A 21,154-nucleotide genomic window follows, 5' to 3' on the forward strand; every position below is an offset into this window, starting at 1 on the left:
TACCGGACGGCGCCTCCGCCGTTCCCCGCCCGCCGGGGATAATCGGACCCGTGACCCAGGAACCCACCCCCATCGCCCAGCCCGCCGGCGCCCCCGGGCCGGAGCCGATCCGCTGGTTCGGCACCAGCTGGGTCGACCGCGGCGGCGACTACCGGCTCCGCCGCGTCCTCGTCCCGATCGGGGCCCTGCTGGCCGCCGCGGCCGCCTCCTTCGTGCTGCGCCTCGCCGTGGACGGCATCCGGGTCGCCGACAACGGGGGCTTCCTCAACGGTCTGCTGGTCGCCGCCGTCGCGATCTGCTCGCTGCTCGCCGCGCTGCGCACCTGGAAGCTGCTCGCCGAGGGCAGGGAGAACCTGACCGGCTGGATGGCCGAGGACAGGTCGCTCGGCGTGGTCTGGGTGATCGGCGGCGTCGGCGCCCTGCTCGCCTACTTCGTCCGCAGCCTGCGCGAGGCCCCCGGCGAGGCCGTCCAGCGCGCCCGGTACGAGCAGGCGCTCGCCCGGTACGGGCGCCGGCAGGCGGGCCGCAGCGGCCGGCCCGGCGCCGGGGCGCGGGCCAGGCGCAGGCGCTGAGCCGCCGGGGGCGGTCACTCCTTGCCGCGGGCCCGCTTCACCGAACCGACCACCCCCGCGACTCCCAGGACCAGCGCGGCCGGGAACAGCGACAGGAAGAACGCCTCGAAGACGCCCGCGTCGCCGAGGAACAGCTGGGCCAGCGTGTTCAGGACGAGCAGCCCGCCCGCGGCCGGCATCGCCGCCTGCCAGGGGTGCTCGTTCGCCCACTTGCGCAGCCGCCGGTCCGCGGTGTCCCGGCGCAGCTGGCCGCCGACCGTGCCGACCAGGAAGAAGAAGAACAGGGCGACGCCGGCCGGACCGGCCAGCATGCTCAGCGACCAGTCCCCGTCGATCAGATCGATCACCAGGTCCGTCGCCCCCACCAGCGCACCGACTCCCGCGGCCGTCCGCCACGGGCCCAGGGTCGCCGCCGCGACGGCGACCTGCCGGTTCTCACGTCGGGACATCTCTCCGTGTGCCATGCCTCCACGGTGCGCCCCCGCCCATCCCCGGGCCATAGGGGAGAACCCCGAGATTCGCCCTAGGGGCCGTCTTCAGACCCCTGCCCGCAGAGTGGACGCCGCCGCGTGCGGCCGGGGTGCGGTGCGAGGATGGCGGCGGGACGGGAACGCGGCACCGGAGGCAAGGAGCGGCCATGACCAGCAGCGCGGCACACGGACAGAAGATCGCCTTCCTCGGCACGGGCAAGATCGGGGAGGCCCTGCTCTCCGGTCTGCTGCGGGCCGGCAAGAACCCGGCGGACGTCCTGGTGACCGCCCGCCGCCCCGAGCGGGCCGCCGAACTGGCCGCCCGGTACGGGGTCGGCGTGGTGGGCAACACCGAGGCCGCCAAGCTCGCCGACACCCTGATCCTCGCGGTGAAGCCGCAGGACATGGGCACGCTGCTGGACGAGCTGGCGCCGCACGTCGCCCCCGACCGGCTGGTGATCTCGGCGGCGGCCGGCATCCCGACCGCCTGGTTCGAGGCCCGGCTGGCGGCCGGCACCCCGGTGGTCCGGGTGATGCCGAACACGCCGGTGCTGGTGGACGAGGGCATGAGCGTCATCTCCGGCGGCTCGCACGCCACCGAGACGCACCTGGAGCGGGCGGAGGAGATCTTCCGCTCGGTCGGCAAGGCGCTGCGGCTGCCCGAGTCCCAGCAGGACGCGGCGACCGCGCTCTCCGGCTCCGGTCCGGCGTACTTCTACTTCCTGGTCGAGGCGATGACCGACGCGGGCATCCTGCTCGGCCTGCCCCGGCAGGTCGCGCACGACCTCATCGTGCAGTCGGCGATCGGCGCCTCGGTCATGCTGCGGGACTCCGGCGAGCACCCGGTGAAGCTGCGCGAGGCGGTCACCTCGCCGGCCGGCACCACCATCGCGGCCATCCGCGAGCTGGAGAACCACGGGGTGCGGGCGGCCCTGCTGGGCGCCCTGGAGGCGGCCCGGGACCGCTCCCGGGAGCTGGCCTCCGGCGGCAAGTGACCGCCGGGAGCGGCCGGTAGGGTCGCCCGTATGGCCTACGAACTGGTGATCTTCGACAACGACGGCGTCCTGGTGGACAGCGAGCCGCTCTCCAACCGGGTGCTCGCCGGCTACCTGACCGAGCTCGGCTACCCGACCACCGTCGAGGACTCCTACCGGGACTTCATGGGCACCGCCGCCCACCGCGTGCACGACGTGATCGCCGAGCGGCACGACGGCGCGCGGCTCCCGGAGGGCTTCGACGAGGCGTTCCACGGCCGGGTCTTCGACACCTTCGCCGCCGAGCTGACCGCCGTCCGGGGTGCCGAGACGCTGCTGAAGGAGCTTCAGCAGCGCGCCGTGCCCTACGGCCTGGCCTCGTCCGCGCACCACAGCTGGATCCGCGCCGCGCTGGACGTCACCGGTCTGCGCGGGTACTTCCCGGAGGCGCGGATCTTCAGCGCCCAGGATGTCGGCGTGGGCAAGCCCGCGCCCGACCTGTTCCTGCACACCGCCCGTACCCTCGGCGTCGATCCGGCGGCCTGCCTGGTCGTCGAGGACAGCCCGAACGGCGTGCTCGCGGCCCGCGCGGCCGGTATGGACGTGTACGGCTACACCGCCCTGACCGCCCCCGAGAAGCTGACCGCGGCCGGCGCCACCGGCCTGATCGCCGACCTCGCCGGGGTGCGCGCCCTGCTCGACCGGTAGCCGTCCCGGGGCGCACGCCCCCTCCCGCAATCGCGCGTCTGCGCCTACGCTCTCGCCACCGACCGCCGTACCGGCCAGTAGCGAGGTGCATGTGCCTACCGAGAGTGCCGACCGTTCCGGGAGCGACGCGGGGGACGGCGGCGGCCCGGTCACGCCGCGGCTGCGGGCCGGCCGGACGGCGCTGGCCGCGAGCTTCCTCCTCCAGGGCGTCACCTTCGCCCTGCTGGTCACCTGCATCCCGGAGGTCCAGGACCGGTACGGGCTGAGCGACGCGCTGCTGCCGGTCTTCCTGGCCGCGGTGCCGGTGCTGGCCGGGGTGGGGTCGATCGCCTCCGAGCGGCTGGTGCGCGGGGTCGGCGCGCGGGCGGTGCTGCGGGTGGTCCAGCCGGCGGTCTGCGCCACCCTGGCCGCCGCCGGCCTGGGCGACGCGCTCTGGCAACTGGCGCTCGCCCTGGGGGCCTTCGGCCTGCTGGTCGGCGCGCTGGACGCCAGTATGAACATGCTCGGGGTCGGCCTCCAGCACCGCTACGGCCGCTCGGTGATGCTCGGCTTCCATGCCGCCTTCAGCCTCGGCGGCATCCTCGGCGCGGCCCTCGCGGGCCTCGGCGCGCACGTCGACCTCGGCCTGCCGGTGCTGTTCGGGACGGCGGCCGGGGTGATCGCCCCGCTCGCGCTGCTGGCCGGCACGAGGCTCCCCGGGCCGGCCGAACTCGGCGACGCCGTACGGGAGGCCGCCGAGGCCGCCGCCCGGTCGATCCCCTGGCGCCCGCTGCTGCCGCTCTGCCTGGCGATGGCCTGCGCGTACATCGCCGACGCCTCGGTCTCCAACTACAGCGTCAAGTACCTGACCGACGGGCTCGGCAGCCCCGAGGACGTCGCCAAGCTCTCCTACCTCGGCTACATGGTGGCCATGCTGCTCGGCCGGGCGCTCGGCGACCGCGCGGTGCGGCGCTGGGGCGCCGTCCCGGTGGTGCGCTCCGGGGCCGCGCTGGCCGCGCTCGGGTTCGCCCTGGCCGCCGCCGCGCCCGCCGCCTGGGCCGGGATCGCCGGGTTCACCGTGCTGGGGCTGGGGATCTGCGCGATCATCCCGCAGGTCTTCGCGGCCGGCGGGCAGCTGTTCCCGGCCGACTCGGACGCCGCGGTGGCCCGGCTCAACCTGTTCAACTACGCGGGGTTCCTGGTCGGTTCACCGCTGGTGGGGGCCCTGGCGGACGCCAGCTCGTACCGCTGGGCGCTGCTCGCGCCGATGCTGCTGGTGCTGGCCGTCCTGCCGCTCGCCGACCGCTTCGCCCCGGTCGCGGCGGCCACCGCCCCCGCCCCCGCCCGCCCGGCCGTCCGGGACGCCGTTTAGGGCGCCTTCCTCGGGGCGCCTTCCTCAGCGCGTCTTCCTCAGGGCGCCTTCCTCAGGGCGTCGCCTTCCGGATCTCCTCCAGGGACTCCTGCAGGATCGCCTTCGCGTGGGTGAACCAGTCGGCGAGGACGGCGATCTCGGCCGGGGCGTAGTCGGCGAAGAGGCCGTTGATCCGCTCGTAGAACGGCCCGTAGACCTCCAGGATCCGGACCTGCGCGTCGGCCTCCAGCACCACCCGCACCCGGCGGCGGTCGCCCGGGTCGGCCTCGCGCCGGGCGTACCCGGCCTTCTCCAGCCGGTTGAGCACGCCGGTCACCGCGCCGGTGGTCAGCTGGGCGCGTTCGGCGAGGTCGCCGGCGGCCAGCGCCTCGCCGGCCATCGCCGCCTCGATCAGGAAGCCCAGACAGGTGAGGTCGGTGACGTTGAGGCCGAGCCGCGCCGCGATGTCCTGCTGGCCGAACTGCGCGAGCGCGATCATCCGGTCCATCGCGTAGAGCGCCTGCTCGGCCGTCGCCTCCGGGCGCGGCTTGCCTTCCACGAGGTATCTCCTTAGCATCTAAGTTACTTATCTTGCGAGATAAGACGTCCAGTGTTCGCGGCCGGCCGTCGTCGGGCGGGCCCGCGAACCCGTCCATCACACCAAACGAGGAGACATGGGCGCACACGGTGAACACGACATGGGCCACACCGTGGCCGGCTGGACCGGTACGGCCGTCACCACCCTCGGCTTCGCCGTCGCGGGCGTGGCGCTCGTCGCCGGCTCCGTCCCCGGGCTCTGGGCCGGCGCGGCGGTGACCGTCCTGGGGGCGCTCACCGCCTGGGCGCTCCACCTGGCCGGGTGGGGCAAGCCCACCGGGCCCCGTCCCCCGGGGCTGCGGCACTGGCGCACCCCCGACCCGGCCGGCCGCCGGGGCCACCCCGACTGCCTCGGCTGCAAGCTGGCCGGCCGCCGCCCCGCCCCGAGCACCGCCCCGGCCCCGACCGCCCCGGCCCCCGCCGGCGCGCCCGCCCCGGACGCGGGCGCCCGGGCCTGACGTCCGTACCGCCGGAGTTCAAGGACCCGTTGCCCGGCCGCACCGCCGCCACCCACTACGGTGGAGGCCATGCCCGACGCCGAGCGCGACACCTCCTGCGGCCTGCACCTCTTCTGGGACGAGGCGGTCACCGCCTACGACTTCGGCCCGGGCCACCCGATGGATCCGGCCCGGCTGTCGCTCACCATGCGCCTGGTGGAGTCCCTCGGCCTCGCCGCCGGGCCGGGCGTCACCGTCCGCGCCGCGCCCGCCGCCGGCGAGTCCACCCTCCGCCTGGTGCACACCGCGGAGTACGTCGAGGCGGTCAAGTTCGCCGCCGCCCACCCCGAGCGGCAGGACCGGCGCCACGGCCTCGGCACCGACGACAACTGGTCGTTCCCCGCCGTCCACTCCGCCTCCGCGCTGATCGCCGGCCAGTCGGTCGCCGCCGCGGAGGCCGTCTGGCGCGGCGAGACCCCGCACGCCGTCAACTTCGCGGGCGGTCTGCACCACGCGATGCCCGACCGGGCCTCCGGCTTCTGCGTCTACAACGACCCGGCCCTCGCCATCGCCCGGCTGCTCGAACTCGGCGCCGAGCGGATCGCCTACGTCGACGTGGACGTGCACCACGGCGACGGCGTCCAGGAGGCGTTCTGGGACGACCCCCGGGTGCTCACCGTCTCCCTGCACGAGCACCCCGCCACGCTCTTCCCGCAGACCGGCTGGGCCACCGAGACCGGCGGCCCGAACGCCGAGGGCACCGCCGCCAACCTCCCGCTGCCCGCCGGCACCGGCGACGCCGGCTGGCTGCGCGCCTTCCACGCCCTGGTGCCGGAGCTGCTCGCGGCCTTCCGCCCGCAGGTCCTGGTCACCCAGCACGGCGCGGACACCCATCTGGAGGACCCGCTGGCCCACCTCGCCGTCACCGTGGACGCCCAGCGGGCCATCGCCCAGGAGCTGCACGCGCTGGCCCACGAGCACGCCGGCGGCCGGTGGCTCGCCCTCGGCGGGGGCGGCTACGCCGTCGTCGACGTCGTCCCGCGGACCTGGACCCATCTGGTCGCCACCGCCGCCGGCCGGCCGATCGACCCGGCCACCGAGACCCCGGAGTCCTGGCGCGCCGAGGTCTACCGGCGCACCCGTCGCCCGGCCCCGCTGCGGATGACCGACGGCGCCCGCCCGGTCTGGCGCGACTTCGACGCGGGATACGATCCGGCCGACCGCCTCGACCAGGCGATCCTGGCCACCCGCCGCGCCGTCCTGCCGCACCACGGCCTGCTGCCCTGACCTGGCCGGCGAATCCGCGCCGTCCGCTTGTGGAGACCTGGTGCCCGGTCGCGTTCCGTGCGCAGGGCGACCGGTACAGACCGCCGATCGGCTACGTACTGCAACGGGCTTATCCCTCACCGTACGAGGACTGCGCTTCCCCCTCTTCCCACTGGTACCACCCATAACTACTCTGGGGATACACGTGTGCCGGTGGAGTCACCGGAGGGGAAGCCGGTGCCTTGCACACGGGTAAGGGTCGGGTGATGGTCATGAGTTCCGGCGAACGCCCCTTGCAGGACGTCGTCTTCCTGACCGTGGCCGAGGTGGCCGCGGTCATGCGGGTCTCCAAGATGACGGTCTACCGGTTGGTGCACAGCGGTGAGCTGCCCGCCATCCGGGTGGGCCGCTCGTTCAGGGTGCCCCAGCAGGCAGTGCACGAGTACCTCAAGGAGTCCTACGTGCGGCTCGAGAGCGCGTAGGCAGGCCGGTCCGTACGGGGTCCACCGCCGGTGGACCCCGCATCCGTTCGCCCCGGATTCGCCTGCGGTTCGCCTGCTCCGGGGAGCACGATTACGACCCTGGGCAAGTGGACGGTAGGCTGGACCCTCCGTCAGTCGTATGGACTCCGTCTCTCACGGGCGAGAGTCTCAGTGAGCGAGGGTTGTTCCGTGGGCTCTGTCATCAAGAAGCGTCGCAAGCGTATGGCCAAGAAGAAGCACCGCAAGCTTCTCAAGCGCACGCGCGTTCAGCGTCGCAACAAGAAGTAAGCGGCCCCGGCCGCGCCTTGCGCGCCCAGCGCTTCGCACCGCCCGCCCAGGCCCTCGTGGCCCGGGCGGGCGGTGTCGTTTCCCGGCCCGCCCCGGCGGCGCGGTACGGTGCACGCAGGTCGCCCGGGCCGAGGAATGGGGTGCAGCGCTGTGGGAACGGTCGTGCTCGTCACCGGCGTGGCCCGGCACCTGGGCGCCCGTTTCGCGGCCGAGCTGCGCCGCCGGCCCGGGGTGGACCTGGTGGTCGGCGTGGACGTGCAGCCGCCGCGCCCGGCACTGCGCGCGCTCGTGGAGCCGGACGGGCCCGCCGCGCCGTACCGGTTCCAGCAGCTGGACCTGCGCCGCCCCGCCGTGGCGCGGGTGATCGCCGAGCACGGCGTCGACACCGTGGTCCACCTCGCGGTCAGCGCCACCGGTCTTGGCTCCACCCACCGCTCCGCGGTGAAGGAGTCCAATGTGATCGGCACCATGCAACTGCTCGGGGCCTGCCAGAAGGCGCCGGGCGTCCGCCGACTGGTGGTGAAGTCGACCACCGGCGTCTACGGCTCGGCCCCGCGCGACCCGGCGGTGTTCACCGAGCGGACCCAGCCGAAGACCCTGCCGGGCGGCGGCTTCGCCAAGGACGCGGCCGAGGTCGAGGGCTACGTCCGCGGCTTCGCCCGGCGCCGCCCGGACGTCGCCGTCACGGTGCTGCGGTTCGCCAACATCGTCGGCCCGAACGCCGACACCCCGCTGAGCGACTACTTCGCGCTGCCGGTGCTGCCGACCGTGCTCGGGTACGACCCCCGGCTGCAGTTCGCGCACGAGGACGACGTGACCGAGGTGCTCTGCCGGGCCGCCTTCCCGGCCGAGCCGGGCACCGTGAACACCGGCACCTTCAACGTCGCGGGGGAGGGCGTGCTGCTGCTCTCCCAGTGCGCCCGCCGGCTGGGCCGGCCCACCCTGCCGCTGCTGCTGCCGGCGGTCAGCTGGATGGCCGGGCTGGCCCGGCGGAGCCGGCTGGTCGACGTCTCGCCCGAGCACCTGCGGCTGCTGACCCACGGCCGGGTGGTGGACACCACGCGGCTGCGGGAGGCGTTCGGCTACCGCCCCGCGTTCACCACCCCGGAGGCCTTCGCGGACTTCGCCGCCGCCCAGTCGCCGGGCCTGCTGCCGCCGCAGCGGCTGACCGCCGTCACCGACGGCCTGGCCGCGCTGCTCGGGCCGGAGTCCGGCCACCGGGCCGCCCGGGAGGCCGGCCGGCCCACCGACCCGGGCACCCCCGACCGACCGCACCGACCCAGGAGCTGAACCCGAATGAGTGCCGCCGCCGAGAACGGGCCGGGCGAGGCGAAGGTCATCCCGATCGAGTCCGCCCCCAGCTGGACCGAGCCGCCGGCCGAGGGCCCGGGCCTGGCCGACCGGGTCGCCGACGCGGTCGGCGGCGCGCTGGCCGGGCGGCTCGGCGCCGCCGCGACCCGCGCGTTCGGCAAGGGCTGGGAGGACCGCGCCGCCGACGGCCTGGCCTTCCTGCGCCGCCGGATCACCGGCGACTACGAGGTGGACGAGTTCGGCTTCGACCGGGAGCTCACCGAGGAGGTGCTGCTCGGGCTGGTGCGGCCGCTGGCGCGGACGTACTTCCGGGTCGAGGTGCGCGGGATCGAGAACATCCCGGCCGAGGGCGGCGCGCTGATCGTCGCCAACCACTCCGGGACGATCCCGCTGGACGCCCTGATGACCCAGGTGGTGATACACGACCACCACCCGCACCACCGGCACCTGCGGATGCTCGCCGCCGACCTGGTCTTCGTGCTGCCCGGGGTCAACGAGCTGGCCCGCAAGGCCGGGCACACGCTGGCCTGCAACGAGGACGCCCAGGCGCTGCTGGAGCGCGGCGAGCTGGTCGGGGTCTGGCCGGAGGGCTTCAAGGGGGTCGGCAAGCCGTTCTCCGAGCGGTACAAGCTGCAGCGCTTCGGCCGGGGCGGCTTCGTCTCCTCCGCGCTGCGGGCCCGGGTGCCGATCGTGCCGTGCTCGATCGTCGGGGCGGAGGAGACCTACCCGATGATCGGCAACTTCAAGACACTGGCCCGGCTGCTGGGCCTGCCGTACGTGCCGATCACGCCGACCTTCCCCTGGCTGGGCCCGCTGGGGGCGGTGCCGCTGCCGACCAAGTGGATCATCGAGTTCGGCGAGCCGATCGCCACCGACCGGCACCCGGTGGAGGCGGCGGAGGACCCGATGCTGGTCTTCGACCTGGCCGACGAGGTCCGCGAGACCATCCAGCACACCCTCTACCAGCTGCTGGTGCGGCGGCGCTCGGTGTTCTTCTGAGCGGTCCACGGCGCCCGGGACCGACGCGGCGGGGCCCCGGCGGACAGCTCGTCCGCCGGGGCCCCGCCGTTCGGCCGCCAGGTCAGCCGCCGAGGATCCGCAGGCCGGGCAGCAGGCCCGGGATCAGCGGGGGCACCTCGACGCCCTGCTGGGCGGCGCCGCCGCTCGCGGTGGGCGACTCGGACGGCTGCGCCGGGGACCGGTCGGGAGCCGGTGCCGGGGCGGGGGCGTCCGCGCTGGGCGAGGGCCTGGCCCCGGTGAGCCCGTTGGTGAGGTTGTCGACCAGCCCGCCGACCGGGGCCGGGACGACGTTGGACTCGCCGCTGGGAGCCGGAGCCGCCGGTCCGCCGGGGGCCGCGGGCGCCAGCGGAGCGGGCGCGCCGCCCTGCGGCGGGACCTGCGGGGTGCCGCCGGGCCTGCCGCTGACCGTGCTGCCGGCCGGTCCGCCGGTGGCACCGCCCTGGGCCGGTACCCCGCCGAGCAACGGGGCCGGGGCCGTGCCGACGGACGGTCCGCCCGGGGCGCCGGGCCCGCGGGTGCCGTCGCCCGCCCCGCCGTCGTCCGGCATACCGCTCTTGGCGGGCTGCTGGACCAGACGCAGGGGCGCGACGTCCTGGCTTATGTCGTCGAAGAGCTGGTCCACCAGATGGGCCTGCGGGATGAGCTGGACGGGGAGCCTGGACTGGACCTCGGCCCAGGTGCCGTCCTCGTCCTGGGCGAAGCCGGCCAGGGTGCGCATCGGGTCGAGCGAGCCGTTGTTGCGGTAGATGGCGCGCAGCAGGTCGCGGCCCTTGAGGGCGTCGCTGTGCATGTCGTCGAGGGCCTGGCGGACCTGGTCGACGGTGCCCGGGCTGAGCGAGCCGCCGGTGCCGGCGCGGCCGACCAGCGACCGGGCCTCGCCGAGGCGGGTGGCCGCGTTGTCGAGCAGCAGCTCGCCGCGCTCGCTGTCGGTGTCCGCGAGGTTGAGCCGCAGGCCCTCCAACCCGCGCTTCATGCCGTACAGCGGGTCGCCGGGGAGGGCGTTGCCGCTGGCGGCCGCGGCGCCGGCGAAGCTGCCGACGGCGAGGCCGGCGACCAGCCCGCCGATCGCGAACCGGCGGCTCCAGCGTCCGCGCGGCGCGGTGCGGACCGCCCGGTGGCGGCGCTGCCGCGGCACCGTGGCGCCCGGGCCGCCCGCGAAGGCCTGCTCGAACGCGGCCATCAGCTGGGCGCGTTGGACCGTCCGGACCTCGTGGCCGAGCTCCGGGGCGGGCAGCGCGCCGAGCGCGCCGACCGTGTCGATGAGTTCGGCCATCGCGGCCGAACCGGCGTTGCCGGTTGCGGTGTTGGCCGTTCCGTTGCCGTCGGCAGCGCGTTGCTCCGCCTGGTGGGCCTCCAGCGCCTCGGCGAAGGCCTTCGCCCGCCGGTGCTCCAGCACGTTTGCCGTCACGGGCCACACCTCCCTTCGTCGTTGTCGACACCCCGGCCTGCCGGACGGTTGCCCCGGCAAGCCAAAGCCACTCCATCGGGTGAGAGGTCGCAATTCGACTTGACCGCACGCCTGGTGGAGGCTTGCACCTTGGCCAACGAGCGGTGCGGGCGGTCGGTTACGCACGACTGATCATCGGACCGACCGTTCACCCGGATGTGTCGGGCCGCCGTCGAGGGTGACGGCGCGCCCGGCGGGACGCGGACGGGCGGGCCTATCTCCCCGGCCGCGTCCCCGGCCGCATCCCCGGGGTCCTCCCCGGAGCGCCGCCGGCCCGCCGCGCGTCGGCTCACCGCGCGTCGGCTCACCGCGCGTCGGGCGGGAGCAGCCGGGCCAGGGTGCGCACGGCGCGGTACTGGAGGGTCTTGATGGCCCCCTCGTTCTTGCCCATGATCCGGGCGGTCTCGGCGACCGAGAGCCCCTGCAGGAAGCGCAGCGTGACGCACTCCTGCTGCTGCGGGTTGAGCCGGCGGACCGCTTCGAGCAGGGCCGCGTTGGAGAGCGACTCCAACACCGAGTCCTCGGGGCTGCGTTCGCACTCGTTGGAGTCGAGCATCTCGCCCGTGGTGACCTCCAGCCGGAACCGGCTGGACTTGAAGTGGTCGGCGACCAGGTTGCGGGCGATGGTCACCAGCCAGGCGCCGAAGTCCCGGCCCTGCCAGGTGAACGTGCCGATCCGGCGCAGCGCGCGCAGGAAGGTCTCGCTGGTGAGGTCCTCGGCGGTGGCCCGGCTGCCGACCCGGTAGTAGATGTAGCGGTAGACGGTGTCCGCGTAGTGGTCGTAGAGCCGGCCGAAGGCCTCGCTCTCGCCCGCCTGGGCGCGCTCGACCAGCTCCATGATCGGGTTGTGCTCGGTCTCGTAGCCGGGGCCGGTGGTGGTGCGGGACCGGCTGCGGCCACCGGTGCTGCCGGCGCGGCCGCGGGTCCCGGCGCCGGCCGAGCCGGCCGCGGTGGTGCGCAGCAGCGGGGCACCGGGCTGGGCCGGGCCCTGGCCGAACGCGCCTCCGGCGGGCACCAGTTGGGGTGTGGCGGCGAGCTGGCTGCGGAGCATGGTGCGCAGCAGGTCCAGGCCGGTGGAGATCTGCCGGGGCGGGACCGGCCGGCCGCGGAGGCTGGTGCGGGAGCGCAGGGGCGCGGACGACGGGCGGGAGGGTGCAGGCGCGTCGTTCCGGACGGGTGGGTACACGGGACTCCCAGAGGCAGAACTGTGGACGGATCACCTCCGCCTGCGCGGAGAGCACGCCCGACCGCCCGGTCGTGCTGGGGCGGGTGGGTGACGTGCATCCAGGAGAGAATAACGCTTTGTGCAATGACAGCTACACCGTGTGGTCGAAGTGGTCGTTTGGGATCCGCATTGGGCACATATCCGGCCGACACTGACCGAACGTGTCGGCGATCGGCTGGCCCAACGTGACAGAACGAGTGCGTCAGGTGACCAATTCGGCGGTGTGGCGGGTGGTTTCCCGGTTCTTGGGCCCGATAACCCCTGACTTTCCCGGGCTGGCGAACGATCAGATCCGGTCACTGGCTGGCGAGTTCGGTCGATGGGGCCGGACGGCCCTGCGACGCGCGGGAGTTCGCCCGTACGGGCGGCATCGTCAGCGCGCGAATTGACCGGACTCACCCCGCCGGGGGCCCTCCGGGCGGGCGTCGCGCGGCGGACCCGCTCGGCGCGCGGCGGAGTCGCTCAGACCCGGTGGCGGCGGTGCAGGGCGACCCCGGCCGCGGCGGCGCCGGCGACCACGCCGAGCGCGGCGGCCGCCGGCAGCCCCACCCGGGCCGCCTTCCGCCCGGTCCGGAAGTCCCGGACCCGCCAGCCCTGCGCGCGGGCGTGCCGCCGCAGCGCGCCGTCCGGGTTCACCACGTACGGGTGGCCCACCAGCGAGAGCATCGGGATGTCGTTGGCCGAGTCGCTGTACGCGGCGCACCGGTCGAGGTCCAGCCGCTCCCGCCGGGCCAGCGAGCGCACCGCGGCCGCCTTGGCCGGCCCGTGCAGCAGCTCGCCGACCAGCCGGCCGGTGTACGCGCCGTCGCGCGCCTCGGCGACGGTGCCGAGCGCCCCGGTCATGCCGAGCCGGGCCGCGATGATCCGGGCCACCTCGACCGGGGCGGCGGTGACCAGCCAGACCCGCTGCCCGGCGTCCAGGTGCATCTGGACCAGCGCGCGGGTGCCCGGCCACACCTTGTCGGCGATGACCTCCTCGAAGACCTCCTCGCAGAGCGCCTCCAGATCGGCGGTCCGCTTGCCGGCGACCAGGCCCAGCGCGGTGTGCTGGGCGCCGGCCACGTGGTCCGGGTCCTCGGCGCCGTGCACCCGGAACCAGGTCTGCTGCCAGGCGAACCGTGCGATGTCCCGGCGGGTGAGGAAGCCCCGGCGGTAGAGGCCGACCCCGAGGTAGAAGATCGCGGCGCCGCGCAGGATGGTGTTGTCGCAGTCGAAGAAGGCGGCGGCGTGCGGGTCGTCCGGCTCGGGGGTGTGGTTCTCGGCGGGGGCCTTGGGCGCCTTGCCGCGCCTGGCCGGCCGTACGTCCCCGGCGGCCTCCCCGACGGTCTCCGCGGTGGTCTCCCCGACGGTCTCCGCGGCGACCTCCGCGGCGGTCTCCCCGGGGGCGGACGGCGCCGGTGCGGCCCGCAGGGCGGCCTCCGCCGCCTCGGCCGCGGCCTCGCCCGCCAGCGCGGCCCGCGAGCCGGTGGGGCGCTTTGCCTGGAGGAGCCTTCGGAGCACGGCCATGCCACCGAGCATAGCCAGCCACCTGTGCGGCGGCCGTGACGGCGACGTGCCCGGAGGGTGAACGGAGCGAAGCACGGTCGTGTCCGGCCCACCCGCGGGGGCGGCGCACAATGGCGGGGTGAGTCCACTGCTGCGACGCGACAAGAACCGGGGCCCGAAGCCGGCCGACCGGACGGTGACCCTGGTGGCCAAGCCCGGCTGCCACCTGTGCGACGACGCCCGGGAGGTGATCGTCCGGGTGACGGCCGAGCTGGGCGCGGCCTTCGAGGAGCGGGACATCACCCAGGACGAGGAGCTCCACCGGCTGTACTGGGAGCAGATCCCGGTCACCCTGATCGACGGTCGCCAGCACGACTTCTGGCGGGTGGACGAGAAGCGCCTCCGCACCGCGCTCGGCGCCTGACCCGCCCCACCGCGGGCGCGCCGCCCCCACCCGGCCGGAGGCGCCCGGACCCCCGCCGGACGGCGGGGGCGGTTCGCCGAATCGTTGTGAAGATTCCGCGCGCTCGGCTTGGGAGGCCCCCCGGTGCTCGGCTTACGATCGAACTCGTTTGCGCCCATGGGGGGCTGAGCACACGAGGAGTGCCGCCATGCTTCCCGGTCCGCCCCCCGGCATGCCCGCCGAGCCGTCGGCCGCCCGCGGAGGCTTCGCCGTGGTGGACGTCGAGGCGACCGGCCGCAGCCCCTGGCGGCACCGGATGGTCGAGGTGGCCGTGGTGCTGCTGGACGAGCGGCTCCGCCCCGAGGGCGAGTTCTGCACTCTGCTGGACCCGCTCGGCCCGGTCGGCCCGACCCATGTGCACCGGATAGCGCAGGAGGACGTCGAGGGCGCCCCGCGCTTTCGCGAGATCGCGCCGTTACTCCTGGACCTGCTGGCCGGCCGGGTGCTGGTCGGCCATCACGTCACCTGCGACCACGCGTTCCTGGACCGCGAGTTCGCCCGGATCGGCGTCCCGCTGCCGCCGGTGCCGTCGCTGTGCACGATGCGGCTGGCCCGCGACCACCTGCCGGAGGCCGGCGGGTTCGGCCTGGCGGCCTGCGTGGCGGCGGCCGGCCTGGGCGGGTTCGCCGCGCACACCGCGCTGGGCGACGCCCGGGCCACCGCCGCCCTGCTCCGCCACTGCCTGGGCGCGCCGTCCTGCCCGCCGGGCGACTGGGCCGAGCCGCTGCGGGAGGCGGCCCGGGTGCCGTGGCCGCGGCTGGGGCGGGCCCGGTCCGCGCCGGTGCCGCTGCTCCCGCGGGAACTCGTCCACGCGGCCCCGTCCGGCCTGCCGAACGGCCTGCTGTACGGCCCTCGGCCGCCCCTGGAACCGCCCCCGGCGATGGCCCTGAAATCATCCGGTGCTATGGGTTCGACGGCGTGATGCGCATCACTGTGCGTGGACAAAACGGACACCATCTTTGTGCACACGTTCACAAACGCATAGCCTGGCTGCCAAAGCCCAGCTTCACCCACAGGAGCACCGTGGCAATCGGCCGATCACCACAGAGCAGTTCGCAGACGCCCGACCAGGGCGCCGCGCGCCGACCCTCGCGTGCCCGGGGCATCCCGGAGGCGACGGTCGCCCGGCTGCCCCTCTACCTGCGCGCGCTCACCGCGCTCTCCGAGCGCTCGGTGCCGACCGTCTCCTCCGAGGAGCTGGCCGCCGCGGCCGGGGTGAACTCCGCCAAGCTCCGCAAGGACTTCTCCTACCTGGGCTCGTACGGCACCCGCGGGGTCGGCTACGACGTCGAGTACCTCGTCTACCAGATCTCCCGCGAGCTGGGCCTGACCCAGGACTGGCCGGTCGTCATCGTCGGCATCGGCAACCTCGGCCACGCGCTCGCCAACTACGGCGGCTTCGCCTCCCGCGGCTTCCGGGTCGCCGCCCTGCTGGACGCCGACCCGGCCGTGGTCGGCAGCAGCGCGGCCGGCCTGCCGGTGCGCCACATGGACGAACTGGAGTCCATCGTGGAGAGCCAGCACGTCTCGATCGGTGTCATCACCACCCCGCCCGGCGCCGCCCAGCAGGTCTGCGACCGGCTGGTCGAGGCCGGCGTCACCAGCATCCTGAACTTCGCCCCGACCGTGCTGACCGTCCCGGACGGCGTGGACGTGCGCAAGGTGGACCTCTCCATCGAGCTGCAGATCCTCGCCTTCCACGAGCAGCGCAAGGCCGGCGACGAGCCGGACCGCACGGAGTCCGTGCTCGACCGCGCCCCCGGTCCGGTCCGCGCCGCCGCCGCCAAGCTGCGCCGCGCGGCCGGCGGCAACGGCAAGCCCCGCACCGCCGCCGAGTCGGCCAAGGACGCGGAGCCGGCGGCCAAGGGCAAGCCCGGCAAGACCGGCGAGGGCGAGCTGTCGGCGGTGATGCCGGCATGAGCGGGACCGAGATTCGTGGGACCAGGGGGCGGGCGTGAGTCTTCTCGTCGTAGGGCTGAGCCATCGCACGGCCCCCGTCGGCGTGCTGGAGCGGGCCGCGCTGACCGGTGAGGTGCCGACCCGGCTGCTGCACGACGCGGCCGAGTCCGCGACCGTCGCCGAGGCCGCGCTGCTCAACACCTGCAACCGGATCGAGCTGTACGCGGACGTGGACAAGTTCCACGCCGGCGTCGCCGAGCTGTCGCTGCTGCTCGCCCACCACAGCGGGGTGGACCTGGAGGCGCTGACCTCGCACCTCTACGTCCACTACGAGGACCGCGCGGTCCACCACCTCTTCTCGGTGGCCTGCGGCCTGGACTCGATGGTGGTCGGCGAGGGCCAGATCCTCGGCCAGCTGCGCGACGCGCTGGCCCGGGCGCAGGAGGAGCACACCGCCGCGCGCGGTCTGAACGAGCTGTTCCAGCAGGCCCTGCGGGTCGGCAAGCGGGCGCACAGCGAGACCGGCATCGACAAGGCCGGCCAGTCCCTGGTGACCTTCGGCCTGGAGCAGGTCGCGGCCGGCGCCGGCCCGATCGCGGGCAAGCGGGCCCTGGTGGTCGGCGCGGGCTCGATGAGCTCGCTGGCCGCCGCCACCCTGGTCCGCGCGGGCGTCACCGACCTGCTGATCGCCAACCGGACCGCCGAGCGCGCCGAGCGCCTGGTCGAGATCCTCGGCGGCGACGTCGCCCGCACCCTGGAGCTGGCCAAGGTCCCCGAGGCGCTGGCCGACGTCGACCTGGTGATCTCCTGTACCGGCGCGGCCGGCGTGGTGATCAGGGCCGAGGACGTCGCCGCCGCCCTCGCCGCGCGCGGCTCCGCGACCCCGCTCGCCTTCCTCGACCTCGCCATGCCGCGCGACGTCGACCACGCCGTGCACGAGCTGCCCGGCGCGCTCCTGGTCGACCTGGAGAGCCTCTCGCACGCCCACGCCGCCACCCCCGGCGCCGGGGACGTCGACGCCGTCACCGGCATCGTCGCCGAGGAGGTCGCCGCCTTCGGCGCCGCCCAGCGGGCCGCGCGGATCGCCCCGACCGTGGTCGCGCTGCGCGCGATGGCCTCCGAGGTGGTCGCCGCCGAGCTGGGCCGCCTGGACTCCCGGCTGCCCGGTCTGGACGAGCGCTCCCGCGCCGAGATCGGCCAGACCGTCCGCCGGGTCGTCGACAAGCTGCTGCACGCCCCCACCGTGCGGGTGAAGCAGCTGGCCGCCGAGCCCGGCGGCGCCTCCTACGCGGAGGCACTGCGTGAACTGTTCGACCTCGACCCGGCCGCCGTGCACGCGGTCTCGGGCACCCCGATCGGCACCCAGCAGCCTGCGGGCGGGGGCGCCGGATGAACCGTCAGCCATCCCACGAGTACCACCGGGACGATCACCCCATGAATGGTCAACCGCTCACCGGCCAGGCACCGGACACCACCGCGGCACCCCTGCGGCTCGGCACCCGGCGCAGCGCGCTCGCCATGGCCCAGTCGGGCATGGTCGCCCGCGAGGTGACCCGCCTCACCGGGCGCCCCGTCGAACTGGTGGAGATCACCACCTACGGCGACACCTCCCGCGAGGCGCTGGCCCAGATCGGCGGCACCGGGGTGTTCGTCTCCGCGCTGCGCGACGCGCTGCTGGAGGGCCGGATCGACTTCGCCGTCCACTCGCTCAAGGACCTGCCCACCGCGGCCCCCGAGGGCCTGGTGCTGGCCGCCGTCCCCGAGCGCGAGGACAGCCGCGACGCCCTGGTGGCGCGCGAGGGCCTGGCGCTCGGCGAGCTGGTGGAGAAGCTGGCCGGAGCCGGCCGCCCGGCCCGGATCGGCACCGGTTCGCCGCGCCGGATGGCGCAGCTGAACGCCTGGGCCCACGCCCGCGGCGCCCAGCTGGAGACCGTCGCGATCCGCGGCAACGTGGACACCCGGATCGGCTTCGTGGCCTCCGGCGAGCTGGACGCCGTGGTGCTGGCCACCGCCGGCCTGAACCGGCTCGGCCGGTCCGCCGAGATCACCGAGCACCTCGACCCCGAGCTGATGACCCCGGCCCCGGGCCAGGGCGCGCTGGCCGTCGAGTGCGCCGCCGCCGACACCGCCCTGGCCGCCGCGCTGGCGGGCCTCGACCACGCCCCCACCCGGGCCGCGGTGGCCGCCGAGCGCGCCCTGCTCGCCACCCTGGAGGCCGGCTGCTCCGCACCGGTCGCCGCGCTGGCCGGCTGGGTCCACCGATCCGAACTGCGGCTGGAGGGCGTGGTCGGCACCACCGACGGCGCCACCCTGCTGAAGATGTCCGCCCACGGTCCGATCGTCCTCGACGAGGCCGCCGAGCAGCAGGCGGCGGCCCTCGGCCGCGCGCTGGCGGCCCGGCTGCTCGACGCGGGCGCGGCCGCCCTGATGGGGGAGCGAGCCCGATGAGCCCCACCGCCGCCACCGACAGCCCGTTCCCGGCCGACAGCCCGTTCGGGGGCACGGTCCCCGCGACCGGCCGGTGCACCTTCCTGGGGGCGGGCCCGGGCGACCCGGGCCTGCTGACCCTGCGCGCGGTCGAGGTGCTGGCCTCGGCCGACGTCCTGGTCGCCGACCCGCTGACCGCCGCCGCCGTGCGCAGCCACTGTCCGTCGGGTGTGCAGGTGCACACCCCCGGTGCGGACGGGCCGGACTTCGACCTGGCCGGGCTGGTCGCCGAGGCCGTGCGCTCCGGCAAGCACGTGGTGCGGACCGTCGACGGCGACCCGGGCCTGGACGGCTGCGCCGCCGAGGAGATGCTCGGCTGCGCGGGCGCCGGGATCGCCTTCGAGGTGATCCCGGGTGTCGCCCAGTCGGTCGGCGTGCCGGCCTACGCGGGTGTGCCGCTGCGCGGCGCCGCCGGGACCGACGTCCGCTTCGTGGAGGCCGGCGCGCTGCTGGCCGGCTCCCCGGTGGACCTGGGCGCGCCGGAGACCACCCTGGTGGTGCGCACCACCCTCGGCCAGCTGCCGGCCACCGCCAACGCGCTGGTCGCCAACGGCCGCAAGCCGGAGTCGGCGCTCAGCGCGACGCTCTCCGGCACCACCACCCGTCAGCGCACCTTCACCGCCACCCTGGCCACCATCGCGGCCGACCTCAAGGCCGCCCGGGTGCTGCCCGCGCCGGTCTCCGCCCCGGTGGACCCGGCCACCCCGGTGATAGCCGTGGTCGGTGAGCAGGTCGCCCACCGCTCCTCGCACTCCTGGTTCGAGACCAAGCCGCTGTTCGGCTGGAACGTCCTGGTGCCGCGCACCAAGGAGCAGGCGCACGGCCTGTCCGAGCAGCTGCGCTCGTACGGCGCGGTGCCGCAGGAGGTGCCGACCATCGCGGTCGAGCCGCCGCGGACCCCGCAGCAGATGGAGCGGGCGATCAAGGGCCTGGTCACCGGCCGGTACGAGTGGATCGCCTTCACCTCGGTGAACGCGGTGCGCGCGGTGCGCGAGAAGTTCGAGGAGTACGGCCTGGACGCCCGGGCGTTCGCCGGGATCAAGGTCGCGGCGGTCGGCGAGACCACCGCCCAGGCGCTGGTCGACTTCGGCGTGAAGCCGGACCTGGTGCCGTCCGGCGAGCAGTCCGCCGCCGGGCTGCTGGAGGACTGGCCGCCGTACGACCCGGTGTTCGACCCGATCGACCGGGTGCTGCTGCCGCGCGCCGACATCGCCACCGAGACCCTGGTGGCCGGCCTGGTCGAGCTGGGCTGGGAGGTCGACGACGTGACGGCGTACCGGACGGTGCGCGCCTCGCCGCCGCCGGCCGAGACCCGTGAGGCGATCAAGGGCGGCGGCTTCGACGCGGTGCTGTTCACCTCGTCCTCGACCGTGCGGAACCTGGTCGGCATCGCGGGCAAGCCGCACAACGTGACGGTCATCGCCTGCATCGGCCCGGCCACCGCGAAGACCGCCGAGGAGCACGGCCTGCGGGTCGACGTGATGGCCCCGGCCCCGTCGGCCGCCGCGCTGGCGCAGGCCCTGGCAGACTTCGGCGCCAAGCGCCGGGACACCGCGACCGCCGCCGGCGAGCCGGTCTACCGGCCCAGTGAGCGCCGTCCGGGCTCGCGCCGCAAGGCCGCGCGCTGAATCCAGGCCGGGAGCGGACCACCCGGACCGCCCCCGGCGCCCGCACCACCGTTCGGAGAGAGAAGCCGTGTCCGCTGAATTCCCGTACGTCCGCCCGCGCCGGCTGCGCTCGACCCCGGCGATGCGCCGGCTGGTCGCGGAGACCAGGCTGCACCCGGCGGAGCTGATCCTGCCGCTGTTCGTCCGCGAGGGCGTGCGCGAGCCGGTCCCGGTCGCGTCGATGCCGGGCGTGGTCCAGCACACCCGGGAGACGCTGCGCAAGGCCGTCACCGAGGCGGCCGAGGCGGGCCTGGGCGGCGTCATGCTGTTCGGCGTCCCCGAGACGCAGGACGCGACCGGCACCGAGGGCACCAACCCGGACGGCATCCTCCAGCAGGCGATCCGGGACGTGGTCGCCGAGGTCGGCGACGCCCTGGTGGTCATGTCCGACCTGTGCCTGGACGAGTACACCGACCACGGCCACTGCGGCGTGCTGGCCGCGGACGGCTCGGTGGACAACGACGCCACCCTGGAGCGCTACGCCGAGATGGCCCGGGTGCAGGCGGACGCGGGCGTCCACCTGGTCGGCCCGTCCGGGATGATGGACGGCCAGATCGCGGTGGTCCGCAAGGCGCTGGACGAGGCCGGCCACCAGGACGTCGGCATCCTCGCCTACACCGCCAAGTACGCCTCGGCGTTCTACGGCCCGTTCCGGGAGGCGATCGGCTCCTCGCTGAAGGGCGACCGCAAGGCCTACCAGCAGGACCCGGCCAACGCCCGGGAGGCGCTGCGCGAGCTGGAGCTGGACCTCGCCGAGGGCGCCGACCTGGTGATGGTCAAGCCGGGCATGGCCTACCTGGACATCCTGCGCCAGATCGCCGACGCCTCGCCGGTGCCGGTCTCCGCGTACCAGGTGTCCGGCGAGTACGCGATGGTGGAGGCCGCCGCGGCCAACGGCTGGATCGACCGGGAGCGGATGATCCTGGAGACGCTGACCTCGCTGCGCCGCGCCGGTGCCGAGCAGATCCTCACCTACTGGGCCGTCGAGGCCGCCGCGATGGTGAAGTAGCCCGGTCCGGACGCACC

The 21,154-nt window shown here is 75.1% G+C and carries 22 protein-coding genes; 17 read left to right on the forward strand and 5 right to left on the reverse strand.

The window, feature by feature from the left end; all coding sequences use genetic code 11:
• Positions 1 to 50: 50 nt before the first annotated feature.
• Complete coding sequence (locus ACFP3U_RS10805) at positions 51 to 572, forward strand: hypothetical protein (RefSeq protein ID WP_380225129.1); 522 nt, start codon at positions 51 to 53, stop codon at positions 570 to 572.
• A 14-nt stretch (positions 573 to 586) separates the two neighbouring features.
• Here the strand turns inward: ACFP3U_RS10805 and ACFP3U_RS10810 are convergent, their stop codons facing one another.
• Positions 587 to 1,021, reverse strand: coding sequence for a hypothetical protein (locus ACFP3U_RS10810; RefSeq protein WP_380225130.1), 435 nt, complete (start codon positions 1,019 to 1,021; stop codon positions 587 to 589).
• 188 nt (positions 1,022 to 1,209) lie between these two features.
• Between ACFP3U_RS10810 and proC the strand changes: the two genes are divergently transcribed.
• From proC to ACFP3U_RS10825, 3 genes are all read left to right on the forward strand, one after another.
• A complete protein-coding gene (proC, locus tag ACFP3U_RS10815) occupies positions 1,210 to 2,037 on the forward strand; it encodes a pyrroline-5-carboxylate reductase (protein ID WP_380225131.1) in 828 nt (275 codons plus the stop codon).
• Positions 2,038 to 2,067: 30 nt separating this feature from the next.
• Positions 2,068 to 2,724: an HAD family hydrolase gene (locus ACFP3U_RS10820; RefSeq protein WP_380225132.1), complete on the forward strand. Its 657-nt coding sequence runs from the start codon at positions 2,068 to 2,070 to the stop codon at positions 2,722 to 2,724.
• Between the two features lie 160 nt (positions 2,725 to 2,884).
• The gene (locus tag ACFP3U_RS10825) at positions 2,885 to 4,075 is read left to right on the forward strand and encodes an MFS transporter (protein ID WP_380225233.1); all 1,191 of its coding nucleotides are present in this window, start codon (positions 2,885 to 2,887) and stop codon (positions 4,073 to 4,075) included.
• A gap of 52 nt (positions 4,076 to 4,127) precedes the next feature.
• Here ACFP3U_RS10825 and ACFP3U_RS10830 read toward each other — a convergent pair whose 3' ends face one another.
• A complete protein-coding gene (locus tag ACFP3U_RS10830) occupies positions 4,128 to 4,613 on the reverse strand; it encodes a MarR family winged helix-turn-helix transcriptional regulator (RefSeq protein WP_380225133.1) in 486 nt (161 codons plus the stop codon).
• Between the two features lie 115 nt (positions 4,614 to 4,728).
• Between ACFP3U_RS10830 and ACFP3U_RS10835 the strand changes: the two genes are divergently transcribed.
• From ACFP3U_RS10835 to ACFP3U_RS10860, 6 genes are all read left to right on the forward strand, one after another.
• Complete coding sequence (locus ACFP3U_RS10835; protein WP_380225134.1) at positions 4,729 to 5,109, forward strand: HGxxPAAW family protein; 381 nt, start codon at positions 4,729 to 4,731, stop codon at positions 5,107 to 5,109.
• Positions 5,110 to 5,178: 69 nt separating this feature from the next.
• On the forward strand, positions 5,179 to 6,375 hold the full coding sequence (locus tag ACFP3U_RS10840) for an acetoin utilization protein AcuC (protein ID WP_380225135.1): 1,197 nt from the start codon (positions 5,179 to 5,181) through the stop codon (positions 6,373 to 6,375).
• Positions 6,376 to 6,626: 251 nt separating this feature from the next.
• Entirely contained in the window at positions 6,627 to 6,836 is a 210-nt protein-coding gene (locus ACFP3U_RS10845; protein WP_045937940.1) for a helix-turn-helix domain-containing protein, read from the forward strand.
• 189 nt (positions 6,837 to 7,025) lie between these two features.
• The gene (locus ACFP3U_RS10850) at positions 7,026 to 7,124 is read left to right on the forward strand and encodes a 30S ribosomal protein bS22 (protein ID WP_003948845.1); all 99 of its coding nucleotides are present in this window, start codon (positions 7,026 to 7,028) and stop codon (positions 7,122 to 7,124) included.
• Positions 7,125 to 7,274: 150 nt separating this feature from the next.
• Positions 7,275 to 8,414 carry an NAD-dependent epimerase/dehydratase family protein gene (locus ACFP3U_RS10855; RefSeq protein WP_380225136.1) on the forward strand — a complete coding sequence of 380 codons (1,140 nt, stop codon included), beginning with the start codon at positions 7,275 to 7,277 and terminating at the stop codon, positions 8,412 to 8,414.
• A gap of 6 nt (positions 8,415 to 8,420) precedes the next feature.
• A complete protein-coding gene (locus ACFP3U_RS10860) occupies positions 8,421 to 9,434 on the forward strand; it encodes a lysophospholipid acyltransferase family protein (RefSeq protein ID WP_380225137.1) in 1,014 nt (337 codons plus the stop codon).
• An 82-nt stretch (positions 9,435 to 9,516) separates the two neighbouring features.
• Here ACFP3U_RS10860 and ACFP3U_RS10865 read toward each other — a convergent pair whose 3' ends face one another.
• The 3 genes from ACFP3U_RS10865 to ACFP3U_RS10875 all read right to left on the reverse strand — a co-directional run bounded on the left by ACFP3U_RS10865 (position 9,517) and on the right by ACFP3U_RS10875 (position 13,633).
• Positions 9,517 to 10,863 carry a DUF5667 domain-containing protein gene (locus ACFP3U_RS10865; RefSeq protein WP_380225138.1) on the reverse strand — a complete coding sequence of 449 codons (1,347 nt, stop codon included), beginning with the start codon at positions 10,861 to 10,863 and terminating at the stop codon, positions 9,517 to 9,519.
• A gap of 343 nt (positions 10,864 to 11,206) precedes the next feature.
• Positions 11,207 to 11,953 (reverse strand): ECF subfamily RNA polymerase sigma factor, BldN family, encoded by a 747-nt coding sequence (locus ACFP3U_RS10870; protein WP_380225234.1) that lies wholly within the window; start codon positions 11,951 to 11,953, stop codon positions 11,207 to 11,209.
• Positions 11,954 to 12,589: 636 nt separating this feature from the next.
• The gene (locus ACFP3U_RS10875) at positions 12,590 to 13,633 is read right to left on the reverse strand and encodes an HAD family hydrolase (RefSeq protein ID WP_380225139.1); all 1,044 of its coding nucleotides are present in this window, start codon (positions 13,631 to 13,633) and stop codon (positions 12,590 to 12,592) included.
• Positions 13,634 to 13,751: 118 nt separating this feature from the next.
• Here ACFP3U_RS10875 and ACFP3U_RS10880 point away from each other — a divergent pair, with 118 nt between their 5' ends.
• The 7 genes from ACFP3U_RS10880 to hemB all read left to right on the forward strand — a co-directional run bounded on the left by ACFP3U_RS10880 (position 13,752) and on the right by hemB (position 21,137).
• Positions 13,752 to 14,036, forward strand: a complete 285-nt coding sequence (locus tag ACFP3U_RS10880) for a glutaredoxin family protein (protein WP_380225140.1) — start codon at positions 13,752 to 13,754, stop codon at positions 14,034 to 14,036.
• A gap of 187 nt (positions 14,037 to 14,223) precedes the next feature.
• Positions 14,224 to 14,997 carry a 3'-5' exonuclease gene (locus ACFP3U_RS10885; RefSeq protein WP_380225141.1) on the forward strand — a complete coding sequence of 258 codons (774 nt, stop codon included), beginning with the start codon at positions 14,224 to 14,226 and terminating at the stop codon, positions 14,995 to 14,997.
• Between the two features lie 101 nt (positions 14,998 to 15,098).
• Positions 15,099 to 15,995 carry a redox-sensing transcriptional repressor Rex gene (locus ACFP3U_RS10890; RefSeq protein ID WP_380225142.1) on the forward strand — a complete coding sequence of 299 codons (897 nt, stop codon included), beginning with the start codon at positions 15,099 to 15,101 and terminating at the stop codon, positions 15,993 to 15,995.
• A gap of 34 nt (positions 15,996 to 16,029) precedes the next feature.
• Positions 16,030 to 17,367 (forward strand): glutamyl-tRNA reductase, encoded by a 1,338-nt coding sequence (locus ACFP3U_RS10895; RefSeq protein ID WP_380225143.1) that lies wholly within the window; start codon positions 16,030 to 16,032, stop codon positions 17,365 to 17,367.
• Positions 17,368 to 17,408: 41 nt separating this feature from the next.
• Positions 17,409 to 18,422: a hydroxymethylbilane synthase gene (gene hemC, locus ACFP3U_RS10900; protein WP_380225144.1), complete on the forward strand. Its 1,014-nt coding sequence runs from the start codon at positions 17,409 to 17,411 to the stop codon at positions 18,420 to 18,422.
• Positions 18,419 to 20,089 carry a bifunctional uroporphyrinogen-III C-methyltransferase/uroporphyrinogen-III synthase gene (locus ACFP3U_RS10905; RefSeq protein WP_380225145.1) on the forward strand — a complete coding sequence of 557 codons (1,671 nt, stop codon included), beginning with the start codon at positions 18,419 to 18,421 and terminating at the stop codon, positions 20,087 to 20,089. The genes hemC and ACFP3U_RS10905 overlap by 4 nt, the downstream gene beginning before the upstream one ends.
• Positions 20,090 to 20,156: 67 nt before the next feature.
• Entirely contained in the window at positions 20,157 to 21,137 is a 981-nt protein-coding gene (gene hemB / locus ACFP3U_RS10910) for a porphobilinogen synthase (RefSeq protein ID WP_380225146.1), read from the forward strand.
• Positions 21,138 to 21,154 lie beyond the last annotated feature (17 nt).

It is taken from the genome of Kitasatospora misakiensis, from assembly GCF_042656005.1.
Classification (GTDB): Bacteria; Actinomycetota; Actinomycetes; order Streptomycetales; family Streptomycetaceae; genus Kitasatospora; species Kitasatospora misakiensis.